Origin of the sequence: Hwanghaeella sp. 1Z406 (assembly GCF_048892425.1) — a bacterium.
In the GTDB taxonomy this organism is placed as follows: Bacteria; Pseudomonadota; Alphaproteobacteria; order UBA8366; family Aestuariispiraceae; genus Pacificispira.
The window spans coordinates 214,177-231,310 of record NZ_JBLZHU010000004.1 but is presented as its reverse complement, the minus strand read 5'-3'; the positions used below and the strand labels follow the sequence as shown (position 1 = coordinate 231,310).

Here is a 17,134-nt window from a genome sequence, read left to right as displayed (position 1 = left end):
TGGTCAAATTCTATGGAGTGGTAATGTCGATTTTAGATCTATCTTTTTCAGAAGCAGGGGAGGGTCCGCCTCTGGTCATCCTGCATGGCTTGTTCGGAAACAAACGCAATTGGGGTGCGATTTCCAAGGTTCTGTCGAAAACCTATCGCGTTCTATCGGTCGACCTGCGCAATCACGGCGAATCACCCTGGGATGAGGAGATGACCTATCCCGCCATGGCAGGTGATATTGCGGGCTTGATTGAAAAACAGATTGGTGGCCCGGCCCGCGTCATTGGTCATTCCATGGGCGGCAAAGCGTCGATGATTCTGGCACTGGAACAGCCCGATCTGGTTGAGAAACTGGTGGTGGCTGATATCCCGCCAGCGCCGCGCGACAGCGGTTTAATGGCCTATGTCACGGCAATGCAGGAATTGGACGTTGCCGGCATGACGCGCCGGTCGGAAGCGGAAGAAGCCCTGGCCCCGGCAATCCCGGAAAGGATGATCCGCACCTTCCTGGCGCAAAACTTGGCGCCGGCGGAGGGCGGTGGATTGACCTGGAAGATCAATCTGGATGTGATCGAAAAGGCGATGCCCAATATTGAAGGATTCCCGGATATTGACAGCGATCATGCATTCGAAAAGCCCAGCCTACACCTGACCGGGGCAAACTCGACCCATGTGCTGCCGCGCCATCATGCCGAAATTGAGCGTCTTTTCCCCAATTCAGAGATTGAAGCGATCCCCGATGCAGGGCACTGGTTACATGCGGAACAGCCCGCCTTGTTTCTGGAAGCCGTGGAGAGTTTTCTGTCTTGACCCAGTCGCCTGAAGACGTCCTGTCCTCGGTCTTTGGCTATCCAAGCTTTCGACCGGGGCAGAGGGAGATTGTTGATCGTTTGCTGTCGGGAACCCACACCCTGACGGTGATGCCGACCGGGGCGGGAAAATCCCTGTGCTATCAGGTGCCCGCCCTGATGTTGGATCGACCGACCCTTGTTGTGTCCCCACTTGTCGCCTTGATGGACGATCAGGTCGCAGGCCTTCGCGCGAATGGTGTTGATGCCGCCTGTATCCATTCCGGGCAATCGCGGGATCAAAATGTAGAGCAATGGCTGCGGGTCGCGAAAGGCGGCGCGAAAATTCTGTATATGTCACCCGAACGTCTGATGACGCCGCGCATGATCGGTGCCTTGCAAAAGCTGGATCCAGCCCTTTTTGTGATTGATGAGGCTCATTGTATCTCGAAATGGGGGGCCAGCTTCCGACCGGATTACGAGATGCTGTCAACGCTGCCGGACCATTTCCCCAATGCGACGGTCAGCGCCTTCACCGCCACGGCAGATGTGGCGACCCGGCGGGATATTGCGGAAAAGCTGTTCCGGGGACGCGGGGACACCGTCGTGCATGGCTTTGATCGCCCCAATCTGAGCCTGACCGTGGTTCCAAAGACCCATTGGAAGAAGCAGTTGTTGAGCTTTCTGGAGGATCGCAAGGATCAGTCCGGCATTGTCTATTGCCTGTCGCGCCGCCTGACCGATGAAGTCGCTGAAGCCCTGTCGGCGGAAGGGTATCGCGCCCTGCCGTATCATGCGGGCCTGCCGTCAGATCAGCGCAAGGAAAACCAGGATATTTTCATGTCGGAATCTGCCGTCGTGATGGTCGCCACCATCGCCTTTGGGATGGGGATTGATAAGCCGGATATCCGCTATGTCTTTCACACCAATCTGCCCGGCAGTATGGAAGCCTATTATCAGGAAATCGGCCGTGCGGGTCGGGATGGCCTGCCGTCTGATGTATGGATGCTGTACGGCCTGGATGATCTGCGCATGCGCCGCCAATTCATCGATCAGGATGGCCAGGACGAGGATCATAAGCGCCGCGAACATAAGCGGCTGGATGCCCTGCTTGCCTATTGCGAGGCAACACAATGCCGCCGCGCGACGCTGCTGTCCTATTTTGGGGAGGATCCGGAACCCTGTGGCAATTGCGATACCTGTCTGTATCCGCCGGTCGTGATTGATGGCACGCGGGAAGCGCAGATGCTGCTGTCTGCCATTCTGCGGACGGGTGAAAGTTTCGGCACGGCGCATATCATCGATGTGCTGCGCGGCGCAAAGACGGCAAAGATCGAAGAACGCGGGCATGACAAGCTGCCCACTTATGGGATTGGCGCGGAGCATCCAAAGCAATACTGGCAGGCCTTTATCCGCCAGGCCGTTGCGGGCGGATATCTGTCGATCAATATCGAAGGCTTTGGTGGATTGGTGCTGACCCGAAAGGGGCAAGCGGTGCTGCGCGGGGACGAAGCCTTCCTGTATCGCGAAATTCCAAAATCCAAGAAGTCGGAGCGTTCGGAACGCCGCGCGGTTTCCCTGGAAGGCGTCGATCCAGATCTGCTGGCGGCCCTGAAGGCGTTGCGTCGGGACCTGGCACAGGAACGCAATGTCCCCGCCTATGTCATTTTCGCCGATGCCACCTTGCATGACATGTGCCGCCTGCGCCCCGAAACGCTGGACCAGATGGCAATGGTCAGCGGCGTGGGTCCAAAGAAGCTGGAAGATTTCGGAACCGTGTTCCTGCGTGCCATTGCCAGGGTCAATGCATAAGGATCAAGGGGTTGAATAGACTTTGACGTTTGTGCAGGCATGCCGGGTGTCCGGCTGAATATCGGGAACCCCATAGGCAGATCCGTTGCCGTCAATACACCGAAACGTCAGATACGCCGCCATTGCACTTTGCCCCCCAAAGGTTGGGCTGGCCAGGGCTTTGTCCAGATCTGGAACGGACCTGGACAGTTTGGTCTCAAACGCGACAGGATCATAGAAAACCTCTGGCAAGGCGGCGTGCTCTATCCTGAATTCCACCGCCCCGCTGTCTGGAAACAGGAAGGCGAGATCCAGGGGATGGGATCGCAGTATATCATTCTGATCGATGAAGGTTATGTAATGTTCGTTTCCTGCCTGAATAGATGCGTTTAAGGCGTTAAGGTTGTTGGGTTGCGTGTCGCGCCAGACGCACGGACCTGCGGGGCGCGCGATCAGGTCCAGACGTCGATATTGATTTGCGCTTAGCAAACGGGTCAAAAGGGTCCGTTTATTCAACACGGCCATTTCGTCATTATAGCTGGACAGGCAGTAAAGGGGCAGGGAATCCGTATAGGCGAAACTGGTCACGGAATCGATGCGATCACCGGGCTTGTGGGTCAGGTGGGTGCGGCGGGTTGCGCCCCAAACCTGACCTTCCTTCACACAGACATGCGGCAGGGGATAGGATTCGATATAGTGCGGACGCGGATGCGCCAAGGTGCTTTTTTCAAATTCAGGTTCCAGAAAAACAGAAAGGCGCGCGCCATCGGCGATTGCGGCGGCAAGATGCGAATTGGCTTTTCCCATCGATAGTCTCCGGCTGTGACACAGAATCGTATTCGGCTTTGTGCCTAAAGAAAAGGCGCGGAAGTTTAAAACCACCGCGCCTTCTCAGAATAATCAGCAAGTGCTGTTATGCGGCTTCGGCCTCGGCTTCGATCTCGCGCCCGTTCAGGACCAGATGCCCGTTGCTGGCCCCCACCGTGACGGTATCCCCATCATTCAGGCTGCCATCCAGAATCAGATTGGCCAGGGGGTTTTGCAGATGTTTCTGAATCACCCGCTTCAGCGGACGGGCGCCATAAACCGGGTCATAACCCGCATTGCCAAGCCACATCAGGGCGGCAGGATCGACCGCCAAGGTGATCTTGCGGTCCTGCAGCAAGGCCCGCAGATGATCCAGTTGGATATCCACGATCCCCGACATGTTCTCCCGCGACAGGCGGCGGAACAGCAGGATTTCATCCAACCGGTTCAAAAATTCCGGTCGGAAGGCATGGCGTACGACTTCCATAACCTGTGGGCGCACCGCTTCGACATCCTCACCGTCCTTTTGGTCGGCCAGGAATTCCGCACCAAGATTAGAGGTCAGGATGATCAGCACATTGCGGAAATCCACCGTGCGGCCCTGTCCATCGGTCAGGCGTCCATCGTCCAGGACCTGCAGTAACACATTGAAAACATCCGGATGTGCCTTTTCGATCTCATCGAACAGGATCACCTGATAGGGTCTGCGCCGCACGGTTTCGGTCAGGGCACCACCCTCGTCATAGCCGACATAACCCGGAGGTGCGCCGATCAGACGAGAGACGGAATGCTTTTCCATATATTCCGACATGTCGATGCGGACCATGGCCTGATCATCATCGAACAGGAAATCCGCCAGTGATTTGGTAAGCTCCGTCTTCCCGACACCGGTTGGGCCCAGAAACAGGAAGCTGCCAATGGGTCGATTGGGGTCCTGAAGGCCCGCACGGGCGCGCCGGACCGCACTGGATATCGCGGTGATTGCCTGGCTTTGGCCAATCACGCGCTTGCCCAGCAGGGTTTCCATTTGCAGCAGCTTTTCGCGTTCACCCTCCAGCATCTTGTCGACAGGAATACCGGTCCAGCGCGAGACGATGGATGCAATGTCCTGATCGCGCACTTCCTCTTCCAGCATCGACCCTGTGCCTTGGGTTTCCGCCGCTGCAAGCTTGGCTTCCAGGTCGGGTATGACGCCATAGGCCAATTCGCCCGCGCGGTCGTATCGGCCTTCCCGCTGAGCGGTCGCCAATTCGCTGCGCGCTGAATCCAGCTTCTCCTTCAAGCCCTGGGCCGCATTCAGCTTGCCTTTCTCGGCCTGCCATTGGGCGGTCAGGGTGGCCGATTGCTCCTCCAGATCGCTCAATTCCGTCTGCAGTTTTTCCAGGCGATCCTTGGACGCCTTGTCGGTTTCCTTTTTCAGGGCCTCGCGTTCGATCTTCAATTGAATGATACGTCGATCCAGTTCGTCGATGGCTTCTGGTTTGCTGTCGACTTCCATGCGCAGGCGCGACGCGGCTTCGTCCACCAGATCAATGGCCTTATCGGGCAGGAACCGGTCGGTGATATAGCGATTGGACAAGGTCGCGGCCGCCACGATTGCCGCATCGGTGATGCGGACCCCGTGATGAAGCTCGTACTTTTCCTTTAGGCCACGCAGGATTGAAATTGTGTCTTCCACGGAAGGTTCTGCGACAAAGACAGTCTGGAACCGGCGGGCAAGGGCCGCATCTTTTTCGATATGCTTGCGATATTCATTCAGGGTCGTGGCCCCGACGCAATGCAAGGCCCCCCGCGCCAGGGCGGGTTTCAGCATGTTGGACGCATCCATGGACCCTTCTGCACTGCCCGCGCCGACCAGGGTGTGCAATTCGTCAATAAAGACGATGATGCTGCCGGCGGCGGCCTCAATTTCTTCCAGCACGGCTTTCAGGCGCTCTTCAAATTCACCGCGGAATTTTGCACCCGCCACCATGGAGGCAAGGTCCAGCGCCATCAGGCGCTTGTCGCGCAGGGTTTCCGGCACATCACCGGCAACGATGCGCTGGGCCAGGCCTTCGATGATCGCGGTCTTACCGACCCCCGGTTCCCCGATCAATACGGGGTTGTTTTTGGTGCGGCGGGACAGGACCTGAATGGTGCGGCGGATTTCTTCGTCACGCCCGATAACAGGGTCCAGCTTTCCATCCCGCGCCACTTGCGTCAGGTCGCGGGCATATTTCTTCAGCGCGTCGTATTTGCTCTCTGCAGAGGCTGAATCGGCGGTGCGACCCTGGCGCATGTCTTTAATTGCCGCGTTCAAGGCCTGAGGTTTCACATTTGCGGTGCTGAGAATTTTCGCCGCTTCTGTCCCCTGTGCCAGTGCCAGGGCAAGCAGTAAAATCTCTGTTGTGACGAAACTGTCGCCATTTTTCTCTGCGGTCGTTTCTGCAGAATCCAGAACCTTTGCCAGGGCAGTGTCCAGATGCAGGCCACCCGCGCCAGCACCTTGCACTTTTGGCAGTTTCGCAATGGCCTGAGTAACACTGGTCAGGGCCTGTTTGGCATCGCCACCGGCGGCTGAGATCAGATTGGCTGCCATGCCTTCTTCGTCGTCCAGCAGGGCCTTGAGCAGATGTTCAGGGGTCAGCCGCTGGTTGTCTTCCCGGACGGCTATTGTTTGCGCCGCTTGAATGAATCCGCGCGCGCGTTCAGTGAATTTTTCAATATTCATGGTCACTAACCTCTCGTTTCCGTCTCCCTCTTTGAGGCAAGATCGGTATAGGAGTTATTGGTTCATTTTTGACGGGACCCGCGTGTCGGCATCCCTTCATAATCTATATGGGTAAGCACAGATTGTGCCACAAGGTTTGGCTATTTTATGCTGAGAGAGAATTTCATCTTTTTAGGACTGGAGCATACTCTGATTATTTGTCGTTAGTCAGAACAACCTTGGAAGATCCAAAGGTGCTCTGGAAGTAACTCCATACTTGATATGCATAGTGAGCCGTAATACTAATAATGCGTGTGTCGGTTTATTAGATTTGGGGGGGTCTATGTCTTCGTCAGAAAACTCTAACGTTACCGCTGTGCATAACAACGGAGCTTCTTCAAGACCAACGAAATTCTGCCACGCTTGTGGAGCGCAAATCGATCTGGAGGCGGTTGTTTGCCCTAAATGTGGTGTATCACAAAAGGGTAAATCTGGTGTGGGCTCAAAGAGCAGGGTCACAGCCGCTCTGTTGGCATTCTTTCTGGGAGGGCTCGGGATACATAAATTCTATCTTGGGCAAGGTGGAATGGGCGTTTTGTATCTGCTGTTTTGCTGGACATTTATTCCAGCTTTAATCGCATTTATTGAATTCATCATCTATCTGACAATGACGGATGAAGCATTCGCCGAAAAATTTGGATGAGAAGAAAAACGCCAATTGTCGGTTCGCGGCTATTCTCTGTTTAGATATATCCTAAGCAACCTTTCTGTTGCTTAGGATATTGGATATGCAGGGGTTGATGAATGCTGAGATTGGGCGCGTCATTGTCACGAAATCTCCGTTCGTCTGTGCGTTCTTAGGATGATATCTAGAATCCCGGTTTCGGTTAAACTGGTAGAAGGACGTTGCTATGATCGCCATTCGTGACACCCTGCCGATGCATCCTGATCAGGTAACGCGGGATACTGTGGTCGATTTCATCATTGAGATGTTTCACCATATGGGCAGCCAGGACTATCTGGGGGAAGCGATCAGTCAGGGTGAGCATGGTATTCAATGCGCCATTATGGCCGATCAGCTGGAGAGCAAGGATACACTGACCGCTGCGGCCCTGCTGCATGACCTTGGACATTTCCTGCATACCCGCGCCGAAGATTGCGCCGATCATGGAATTGATGCGCAGCATGAAGATTATGGTGCTGATTTTCTGGCCCGGTTCTATCCTCCGGCCGTCAGTGAGCCCGTGCGCCTGCATGTGAATGCGAAGCGGTATTTATGCGCGGTTGAGCCTGACTATTTCAATCGCCTGTCGCAGGCATCCATTCGCAGCCTGGAACTTCAGGGGGGCCCGCTGCAGGGGGACGCGCTGGAAGCCTTTGCCGCCAATCCCTATCGGCAGGACGCGGTCACATTGAGGCGCTGTGACGAGGGGGCAAAAGTACCCAATCTGTCATTGCCCGATATTGAAACCTTTCGGCCCCTCTTGATGCACGTGCTCTAATCAATTGCTGGAATGTCCCAGCGCTGGCCCGCCAACAGCATTTCTGACAATTTGTCGGCTGGTTGTGGTGTTGCGAAAAAGAAGCCCTGACCATATTCGCACTTCAAGGCCTTCAGCTTCCGCAGGTGGCGATCTGATTCCACCCCTTCGGCAATAATATCCATGCCAAGGCTGTGGGCCAGCAGGATAATCGAGCGAATGATTTCCATATTTTCCGCCTTTTCATCCATGCTGACGACAAAAGACCGGTCAATCTTCAATGTATCGAAGGGGAAGCGGTGCAGGTAGCTTAGCGATGAATAGCCTGTTCCAAAATCGTCGATAGACAATGCAACGCCCAATTCTTTCAGGTCCATCAGAATCCGAGAAGTGATTTCCGGATTCATCATGATCATGCTTTCTGTGACTTCCAGCTTCAACTGTGATCCATCAATGCCTTCGCGGGCCAGTATCAGTTCAATCTCCCGCACCATGTCGGGGTCTTGTAACTGCCGACCCGACAGGTTCACACTGATTGTCCTGGGTGCTTTTGGCCCCAATGTGTCATCCCATTTCTTGAGTTGCCGGCAGGCCAGGCGCAAGGCGGCCGTGCCAATGGCGTTGATCAGGCCTGTATCTTCCGCCAGGGGAATAAAGTCAGCCGGAACAACAGTCCCACGATCTGGATGTCGCCACCGGGCAAGGGCCTCGACACCGGCAATTTCACCCGTCTCGAAACTGATGATCGGTTGGTAATACATTTCAATTTCGTCGCGATCCACGGCACGGCGCAGGTCGTTTTCTAACTGCATCTGGGTGATGGCGCGGGTTTGCATCTGTGAATCGAAAACGGCTGTTGACGATTGTCCCTTTGCCTTGGCCTTGTACATTGCAATATCGGCTGCGCGCAGCATTTCTTCGGCATCGGAAAACCCTTTGCTGGGCGTTGCGATCCCGACGCAGGCAGAGGTGAAGATTTCCTGATCGCCAATCTGGAAGGCTGCGGCCAGGTCTGATTGGACCCAATGCACGGTATCCAGAGCCTCTTCCTCCGACGCGATACTGGTCAGCAGGATGCCAAATTCATCGCCAGACAGGCGGGCGATGGAATCCCCGGCCTTCAATACCGTTTCCAATCTGCGGGCAACTTTGATCAGTAAGGCATCGCCCAGATCATGACCCAGTGAATCATTAATGACTTTAAACCGGTCAAGGTCCAACAGCAGCACCGCATATCTGTCTTTGGCAGTTTCTGGATGGCGCCGGCGTTCCTGTTCTATTCGGTCCAGGAACAGGGCACGATTGGGCAGGCCTGTGACGGGATCATACAGCGCGTCGCGGATCAGCTTTTCTTCCGTTCGTTTGCGCTCTGTTATATCGGTCAAAGAGCCGGTCAGGCGCACCGCCTTCCCGGTGTCGTCCCGCACGGCGATGGCACGGGCCAATGCCCACAGATAATCCCCATTCGCATGCAGGATACGGAAACGCGACTGCAGATGATCGGTGCGACCATCCAGATGCGCATCGATATCCATTTGCAATTCTTCAATATCTTTTGGATGAACCCGATCAAACCAGTCGTGCGATTGTTCTGAAATTGGATCCTTGCCCAATCCCAGCATGTCGCGCCAGCGTGGCGACGTGTATAAATGGTCTTCCTGGATATTCCAATCCCACAGGCCGTCATTCGCCCCGGCAGCGGCAAGCGCATAGCGTTCTTCAGAGCGGCGTAAGGCTTCACTGGTGCGTTCACGGTCGCTGATATCGGTATAGGTGATAACCATGTCGCGATCGCCCATAGTGCTGCACGAGACCTGCACCCAGCGATCATTGCTAAGGCGAATAAATTCGGTGTCGGGCGATGAATGGGTTTCAGCTTTGTGGGAACCCTGACCTTCCATCAGTCGATCCAGTGCCGCGCGTAAAGCGTCGGCGTCCTGGTCTGTCAAAGAAACCCGGATGACGTCACGCAGCGACATGCCAACGGATATCTTGTCAGGATCAATGGCGAAAAGGTTTTGAAACCTGTTGTTCCAATTCAGAAGATTCCCCAAATGATCCAATGCCGTCAGGCCATCGCTCATATTATCGAATGTTGTCTTTATCAGGGCTGCGGCGGCCGCCTTTTCCCGCTCTTCCCGGCGTCGGTCGGTGACATCCAGATAAAGCGATATCAGCATTCCATCGGGAGATTTTAACCGTCTTATTTCTATTAAACGACCATCAGAAAGCGTTTCTTCGGTCGTGTCCGTGGACGCACGCTTTAACATGGTCAGGCGGTCTGCAATGAAGTATTCGGGGTTCCGAACGGCTCCGAATTCTCCTCGTTCCAGGCGCAGACGCAGTATCTGTTCAACCGGCACCGGTGTTTTAAACCGGTCTTTCGGCAGACCATATACGGTGTAGAAGTGATCGTTGCAGGCAACCAGGGTCAAATTCGGGTCAATAATCGTGATCCCTTCAGCCATGCGTTCAACCATGGTCTGCATCAAGGAACGTTCACGACTTAAGGCATGTTTTCTGCGGCTCGTGGCGCTGGCGGAAAATAGGACGGCCAAAATCAGGCCGCTGACAATAACGCTGCCAAGCCGCAGGCTGTTGCCCAACTCATCGGACGGTCCACCCTGAAATCTTTCATTGGCCTGCCAGTTAAAGGAAATGTTCAGGCTGTCTTTGTTGATCTGTGTCGTCAGGGTGACTTGCGCCCCTTCAATCGGGCCGGTTTCGTGAATAGTGTTGTTGCGATCGACGATTGCAACAGAAATACCATCGGGCAGAGACTGCAATAAAATGCTGCGGGTAAGTTTAGTAAGGTTCAGAAGGCCCAGCACGATCCCGTTGTCGCCCTGGCAGACGGTAACCGGCGCCATAATCCCCGTCTTGCCGCTATATACCGGACCAATCATGGGGTCATTTTCAGACCGAAAGCCTTCGGTAACGGATTGGACAAATGCAGGCACTGACGTCAGATCAAGACCAGAGAAAAGGCTATCAGGCGCGCCATCGGCGTGAAGCACGATAAAACCATCCCCGGTTTGCGTGCTGGGCAGATGGTCCGGGCCCAGAATTCCGATCCCATAGAGGGATTCGAAACGATCACGATCTTGCCCCGGAACCCAAACAGCATAGGCCAATCCATCAAAGGATATGGACCTTTGACGACGATATAGCAAAGAGGATTCCAGGGTGAAGACAGCATCAAACTGCATGTTGCTGCGCTCAGACCCTTCAGGGAGACTGCGGGCAAATGCATAAAGTTGCAGTTGATCGCGCTGTAGCGCGCCAGACACCATTTGCGTGATGTCATTGGCTTCTTGCGAAACAAGGTTGGACCAATGCTTTGCGGCATGTCGGTCCACTTGCCATGCTGCAATCCATCCCGCACCAATGGTAATAATTGCGATCATAATCGCAAACCAGTACCACCCAGTGGCTAGGCGTTGCCGCACAGGCGAAATCTCCCAAAATACGAACTTATACTGTGTCTGCCTTATTTGTGGCGGGGAGTCCAACAGTCTTGCATTGTTTGGTCAAGTGTCACGGGGATTGGATGCTGTGGAATCCTGGTGTAAAAGCCCGTTCATGAAAACGAAACCGACGATAAACAGCAACAGCCGCGCAATTGATCGGCGGCTGAGTGTTGCCCCGATGATGGACTGGACGGATCGGTTTGACCGGTATTTCCTGCGTCTCATCACGCGGCACAGTCTGTTATACACGGAAATGATAACCACCGGCGCGCTGTTACATGGCGATGCACAGCGGTTCCTGGCATTTGACGGTGCGGAACATCCGGTCGCCTGTCAGTTGGGTGGGTCATCGCCCCATGATCTGGCAAAAGCCGCCCGAATGGTCGAAGGTGCTGGATATGATGAGGTGAACCTGAATGTTGGTTGCCCGTCGGATCGTGTGCAGAATGGGCAATTCGGGGCGTGTCTGATGGCGGATCCCCATTTGGTGCGCGATTGCGTGGCTGCGATGCGCGATGTCGTGTCTATTCCCGTAACGGTAAAATGTCGAATCGGGATCAATGGCCGCGACAGTTATCAGGATTTAACGAACTTTATTGATACCGTTCGGCAGGGCGGATGCGATACTTTCATCGTCCATGCCCGGATCGCGATCCTGGAAGGGCTCAGCCCGAAGCAGAATCGTGAAATCCCACCGCTGCAATATGATGTGGTGCATCGGGTAAAGCGGGATTTCCCATCCTTGTCGATCAGTTTGAATGGCGGGATACAAAGCCTGGATGACGCAGTTGTGCATCTATCAGATCTGGATGGCGTCATGATAGGCCGGGCGGCGTATCAGGATCCTTATTGTCTGGCCCAGGCGGATGCTGCGATTTTTGGGGATGCGCCAGGCCAACAAAAAAGTCGGCATGATATTGTGCGTTTGATGCTGCCCTATATTGAGGCGCAATGCCGCGACGGGGTTGCGCTGCACCATATAACCCGACACATTTTGGGACTGTTCAATGGTCTGCCAGGGGCAAGGCGATGGCGGCGTTTTTTGAGTGAAAATGCCTATGGCACAAATGCAGGGCCCGAAATTGTTGAGCAGGCAATAGCCTTGGTGCCAGAGCAGGATGACGCTGGATTGCGGGCCTAAAGGCGGCCGATGCGCACCATGGCTGCATAGACGGCTTTGGCCACTTCTGACGGCTTGTGTCGCCCGATTTCTATTGTTTCCCGGCCGGATTTCAGCATTTCAGGATCAGGCTCCAGCGGTACGATGCCCCATCCGGCATTGTTGATCGCGCGGATCACGGACTCGGCCTGTTTTGTATAATTCTCATTGAAAAAAGTTCGGTCTGCCCGCTTGATCGCCTTGGCGATAATGGTGTGAATATCATCTGACATGCGCGACATTTCCTTATAGAGGAAAAACTTCCGCTCGATTCGGGTAAACAGAGCAAGCACTCTGGTCCTGCAATGCTTGGTCGTGTCGCGCAAGAAACAAGATGGACAGCCGCTTTTATAAAGGGCAATTAGGATTCATGCATTTGCTGATTACGCCCGGTTTGCGGATTCCGTTGACGCTTCTTGTCGCTGCCTGCTGCCTTGGTGGTTTGGTGCAACCTAAGATCATGTCCGTATATGTCTTTGCAGGTGCAGCAATAGCAGCCATTGGTGTCCTGTCGGTGGCTAGGGATTCATCGTGGCGAACCGCTTGTTGGAAGAAATGGCGTATCGGCCTGTCTGCCGGTCTGTTCTTTCTGGTCGTCGCGGGCGCTTCGCTTTTCTGGTTTGTTCCGCAACAGCCGCTGCCATTCGACCGCGTTGGGAAGCTGGCTGCTATGGGGCTTTCCCTGTTCCTGCTTATGGCTGTTCCTTTGGGGCACATAACGATTCGGGCAGTCGCAATGGGACTTCTTATCGGCACCGCTCTGGTGGCCGTTGTCCTTATTGAAAATGGCCTTATTGGATTCCTGGGCACCATTTTTGTCGGTCCGCCAAATACGGCGGGATACGAGAATTTTTATAAGGCGCCTGCAACGATTTTGGCTGTTCTGATATTTCCTGCATTTCTGGTTTATCAGTCTACCGCCAGCGAAGGCGTTGGTACCAGATTGGTGACAGGGCTGTATGGCGTCGCCGTGCTTGGGGTATTGTTGTCGGGGCATGCGACATCCATTGCGGCGTCATTGATTGGTCTGGGTATCGCCATCGCCGGGCGGTGGGCCCCCAAACTTGTTGGGGGCATAATCGTGATTGGTGTTTTTGTGATGATGACGGTTGTGCCCGTCGCCAACAGTCCGTCCAACGTCAATGCGTTGCTGTCCGCAACACAGAATCATGCCAGCCTGCAACATCGGGTTCTTATATTGGATTTTGCCCTGAAAAAGATCCGCCAGCATCCGTTTCTGGGGTGGGGGCTGGACAGTGCGCGGTTCTTGCCGCACGGGTCGGATAGAATTGTGGATACACCTGATCGATTGCAGGGTCTGGATACCACCCTGTTGCATGAGGGCGTCGTCCGATTAGGACAGAATCTTCCGCTTCATCCCCATAATATTCTTATGCAAATTCGGCTTGAGCTGGGGCTGCCGGGTGTTGCGGCGACACTGCTGGCTTTTGTTTTGATCATTGGCCGAATTGTTCGGCTGCCAGGGGCGCTGGATCGAAGTGTTTGCTTTGGAGGGCTGGTTGCTGCGATTGTCATTGCGTCGATCAGCTATGGGGCCTGGCAGACATGGTGGCTTGGCAGCATGGTGCTGATGACATTCTTCTTTCGGATCGGGTTGCTGTTCTTGCCCGAACGAACCCCTGAATGAGGTGCGTCGATTGCCGTGTTCGATGCGTTGTTTTCTGGCTAATTATTAGGGTATTTCCATGCCGATCCACCTAAACCCCAATGTTTCAGCAACAGCGGAGCCCCCCATCCCAGAGGCCATGTCCTGGTTGGCGGAAGCCGGAATCACGCCGCGGCGTCCGCTTTTGAATCTGGCGCAAGCCGTGCCAAGCTATCCCCCGGCGGAGAGTTTGCGGGATGCCATGGCGATTGCGGCACAAAAAGTTGAGACCGCATTTTATACACCAATTCTGGGTATCGAACCGCTGAGGGAACTGTTCGCTGAAACGCTGTCGCGGGATTATGAGGGGCAGGTTGGTCCAGAAGATGTGGCGATCAGTGCGGGCGGAAACCATGCTTTCTGCATGGCTGTAATGGCTTTGGCGGGGCCCGGCGATGAAATCATTGTTCCGCAACCCTGTTACTTTAATCACGAAATGTGGTGCACGATGCAGGGAATCCGGGTCGTGCCGCTTCCCTGTCATGCTGGACCGGCAGGGCTTTTGCCTGATCCGAAGGAGGCGGAAGCACTGATCGGGCCACGCACACGGGCCATTTTGCTGGTCAGTCCGAACAATCCGACAGGAACAGTTTACAGTCCGGAATTGGTGCAGGCATTTTTTGATCTGGCCTACCGCAAACAGATTGCCCTGATGATCGACGAAACATATCGGGATTTTCTGCCCGATGGACCGCCTCCCCATGACCTTTTCTCTGATCCCCGATGGCAGGATGGATTTGTGCATTTGTACAGTTTTTCGAAGGCCTATAGCCTGACTGGATATCGTGTCGGCGCGTTGACTGCGGGACCCCGTATTATGGCGGCAATTGGCAAGATCGCGGACACGGTGACGATTTGTCCAAGCCATATCGGTCAATTGGCAGCGCTGTATGGCCTTGAAAATCTGGCACAATGGAAACGTCAGCGGCGGGATGAAATGATCAATCGCGTCGCAGCGCTGGATCAGGCTTTCGATGGAAATCCAGGGGGGTACCGTTTGCGATCCCGGGGTGCCTTCTTTGCCTATCTGGAACATCCATATCCCGACAGGACAGCGGCTGATGTCGCACGTATGCTAGTTCGGGATCAGGCGATATTCATGCTGCCGGGACCAATCTTCGGAATTGCGCAGGAACGATATTTGCGTGCCGCTTTTGCCAATGTGGATGAATCCGGGATTTATGCGTTATCTGAGCGTTTGAAGGCACATTCAATCAGCGACGGTGGAATTTTAAAGTAATATGAAATTTAGAATCGTTTCCAGTCATTAAGAGCCGCAGAATGACGCTAATTGTACAATTTATGTGAAATTTTGACCATACAGCTTCCATTTTTTCCCGCAGTGTTTAGGGTGTGATGATCCCACGGCACAGGCGGATGCATTCTGATGCAATCAGACTTTTGCTGGGATTTGAGGAATTGAGGGAGAGGGCAGGCTATAGATTTTTGGGGCACTGAACTGTAACACCTAGATGGATTATTAAGGTTACCATTGAGTTGTTGGGGTTCTTGGGTCACACTCTTCATCAAATAAGACTACACTGTCACCGCGGGAGGCATTTGCGGTAGGCAAGTGCAACCGTGCAACTCGTCTTGGGAGAATATGAATGAATTATCGGGATCGGAATGGAAAGCCACTGCATAAAGCCATTGGCATGTGGGCTGAAGAAGCGCGCTCTGGCGCGATGGGGCGTCGTGAATTTCTTGCCTTGGCGACAGCGTTTGGTGCGACCACCGCTGCGGCCTATGGCATGCTGGGCCTGACTGTACCGAAACAGGCAAAAGCAGAAACCCCTAAAAAAGGCGGTGTTCTGCGGGTTGCTGCAAACGTTCGTCGTGTTGATGACCCACGCACGTTTGACTGGTCGGAAATGGCCAATGTGGCGCGTCAATTTGTTGAGCCCCTGGTGCTGTATACGACAGACTATACGTTTGAGCCTTGGTTGCTGGAAGACTGGTCTGTCAATGATGACGCAACAGAATATGTTCTGAATGTCCGCAAGGGTGTTACCTGGAATAATGGTGACATGCTGACGGCCGAAGATGTCGCCCATAACATTACACGTTGGTGTGACAAGGCCGTAGAAGGCAACTCAATGGCGGCGCGTATGTCTTCACTGGTCGACCCGGATACCGGCAAGGCGCGGGACGGTGCGGTTACCATCGTGGATGAGCATACGGTCAAATTAACGCTGAACCAGCCTGACATCACGATTATCCCTGGTATGGTCGACTATCCTGCCTTGATTGTGCACCGTGATTTCGACAAGAACGGCGCGAAACTGTCCGAATGGCCGGTTGGAACAGGCGCTTTTGAATTGGTGTCGCTGGAAGTTGGCGCGCGCGCTGAAGTCAAGCGTCGGACCAATGGCAAGTGGTGGCGCGGTGAGAGCTATCTGGATGGCATCACCTGGACCGATTATGGAACGGACCCGGCGGCTCAGGTTGCCGCTTATGAATCCGGCGAAGTTCAATTGAACTATGAAACCACGGCAGATTTCGTGGAAGTCTTGGACAGCCTGGGCACGCTTGTGAAATCCGAGGCAATCACCGCAGCGACCATCGTCTGTCGTACCAACACAGACAACAAACCTTATGACGATGTTCGCGTCCGTCGGGCATTGCAATTGGGCGTGGACAACAATGTTGTTCTGGCCTTGGGGTATGCTGGTCTGGGATCAGTTGCAGAAAACCACCATGTTGCGCCGATTCACCCGGAATACTTTGCTTTGACGCCGTTCAAGCGGGATCCGGAAGAAGCACGCCGTCTGATGACGGAAGCCAATATGATGGATTACGAGCATGAACTGATCACGATTGACGATGATTATCGCCGGAATTCCGGGGATGCGATCGCCGCTCAATTGCGGGAATGCGGTTTCCAGATCAAACGGACGATCTTGCCTGGTTCCACGTTCTGGAACGATTGGACCAAGTATCCGTATTCAATCACGAACTGGAACATGCGCCCGCTGGGTGTTCAGGTCTTGAGCCTGGCCTATCGTTCTGGCGAAGCCTGGAACGAATCCGCCCACAACGATCCAAAGTTTGATGAGGCTTTGGGTAAGGCATTGACCATTGCTGATGCTGAGAAGCGTAAGGTCCTTATGGAAGAGGTTGAGACATTGCTGCTGGAAAGCGGTGTTATCGTTCAGCCTTACTGGCGTGCGGTGTATTGCCACCACACCCCGGCCCTTAAAGGCTATAAAATGCAGCAGACAATGGAACAGCATTTCCATGATGCATGGCTAGACGAAGCGTAAGCGTTCATTAGCGACAGGAGGGATCTATCA

The 17,134-nt window shown here is 54.3% G+C and carries 12 protein-coding genes; 8 read left to right on the top strand and 4 right to left on the bottom strand.

Features of this window, described 5'->3' with window-relative positions; genetic code table 11:
• Nucleotides 1–23 precede the first annotated feature (23 nt).
• Together ACOSDR_RS10395 and recQ are read left to right on the top strand one after the other, a co-directional pair.
• On the top strand, nt 24–800 hold the full coding sequence (locus ACOSDR_RS10395; RefSeq protein ID WP_420731184.1) for an alpha/beta fold hydrolase: 777 nt from the start codon (nt 24–26) through the stop codon (nt 798–800).
• Nucleotides 797–2,590, top strand: coding sequence for a DNA helicase RecQ (gene recQ / locus ACOSDR_RS10390; RefSeq protein WP_420731183.1), 1,794 nt, complete (start codon nt 797–799; stop codon nt 2,588–2,590). The genes ACOSDR_RS10395 and recQ overlap by 4 nt, the downstream gene beginning before the upstream one ends.
• Before the next feature lie 3 nt (nt 2,591–2,593).
• Here recQ and ACOSDR_RS10385 read toward each other — a convergent pair whose 3' ends face one another.
• A complete protein-coding gene (locus ACOSDR_RS10385) occupies nt 2,594–3,376 on the bottom strand; it encodes a hypothetical protein (RefSeq protein ID WP_420731182.1) in 783 nt (260 codons plus the stop codon).
• 106 nt (nt 3,377–3,482) lie between these two features.
• Nucleotides 3,483–6,086: an ATP-dependent chaperone ClpB gene (gene clpB, locus ACOSDR_RS10380; RefSeq protein ID WP_420731181.1), complete on the bottom strand. Its 2,604-nt coding sequence runs from the start codon at nt 6,084–6,086 to the stop codon at nt 3,483–3,485.
• Between the two features lie 322 nt (nt 6,087–6,408).
• Here clpB and ACOSDR_RS10375 point away from each other — a divergent pair, with 322 nt between their 5' ends.
• Together ACOSDR_RS10375 and ACOSDR_RS10370 are read left to right on the top strand one after the other, a co-directional pair.
• A complete protein-coding gene (locus ACOSDR_RS10375; protein ID WP_420722669.1) occupies nt 6,409–6,768 on the top strand; it encodes a zinc-ribbon domain and TM2 domain-containing protein in 360 nt (119 codons plus the stop codon).
• 208 nt (nt 6,769–6,976) lie between these two features.
• Nucleotides 6,977–7,567, top strand: a complete 591-nt coding sequence (locus ACOSDR_RS10370) for an HD domain-containing protein (protein WP_420731180.1) — start codon at nt 6,977–6,979, stop codon at nt 7,565–7,567.
• On the opposite strand, the gene ACOSDR_RS10365 is transcribed toward ACOSDR_RS10370, so the two are convergent.
• Nucleotides 7,564–10,953 carry an EAL domain-containing protein gene (locus tag ACOSDR_RS10365; RefSeq protein ID WP_420731179.1) on the bottom strand — a complete coding sequence of 1,130 codons (3,390 nt, stop codon included), beginning with the start codon at nt 10,951–10,953 and terminating at the stop codon, nt 7,564–7,566. The two genes, ACOSDR_RS10370 and ACOSDR_RS10365, sit on opposite strands and share 4 nt — an antisense overlap.
• A 175-nt stretch (nt 10,954–11,128) precedes the next feature.
• On the opposite strand from ACOSDR_RS10365, the gene dusA reads away from it, so the two are divergent.
• Nucleotides 11,129–12,157, top strand: a complete 1,029-nt coding sequence (gene dusA / locus ACOSDR_RS10360) for a tRNA dihydrouridine(20/20a) synthase DusA (protein WP_420731177.1) — start codon at nt 11,129–11,131, stop codon at nt 12,155–12,157.
• Here the strand turns inward: dusA and ACOSDR_RS10355 are convergent.
• Nucleotides 12,154–12,408 carry a hypothetical protein gene (locus ACOSDR_RS10355; RefSeq protein WP_420722673.1) on the bottom strand — a complete coding sequence of 85 codons (255 nt, stop codon included), beginning with the start codon at nt 12,406–12,408 and terminating at the stop codon, nt 12,154–12,156. The two genes, dusA and ACOSDR_RS10355, sit on opposite strands and share 4 nt — an antisense overlap.
• A 137-nt stretch (nt 12,409–12,545) precedes the next feature.
• Here ACOSDR_RS10355 and ACOSDR_RS10350 point away from each other — a divergent pair, with 137 nt between their 5' ends.
• The 3 genes from ACOSDR_RS10350 to ACOSDR_RS10340 all read left to right on the top strand — a co-directional run bounded on the left by ACOSDR_RS10350 (nt 12,546) and on the right by ACOSDR_RS10340 (nt 17,104).
• The gene (locus tag ACOSDR_RS10350; protein WP_420731176.1) at nt 12,546–13,823 is read left to right on the top strand and encodes an O-antigen ligase family protein; all 1,278 of its coding nucleotides are present in this window, start codon (nt 12,546–12,548) and stop codon (nt 13,821–13,823) included.
• 58 nt (nt 13,824–13,881) lie between these two features.
• Nucleotides 13,882–15,081, top strand: coding sequence for an aminotransferase (locus tag ACOSDR_RS10345; protein ID WP_420731175.1), 1,200 nt, complete (start codon nt 13,882–13,884; stop codon nt 15,079–15,081).
• A 367-nt stretch (nt 15,082–15,448) separates the two neighbouring features.
• The gene (locus tag ACOSDR_RS10340) at nt 15,449–17,104 is read left to right on the top strand and encodes an ABC transporter substrate-binding protein (protein ID WP_420731174.1); all 1,656 of its coding nucleotides are present in this window, start codon (nt 15,449–15,451) and stop codon (nt 17,102–17,104) included.
• The last annotated feature ends 30 nt before the right edge of the window (nt 17,105–17,134 follow it).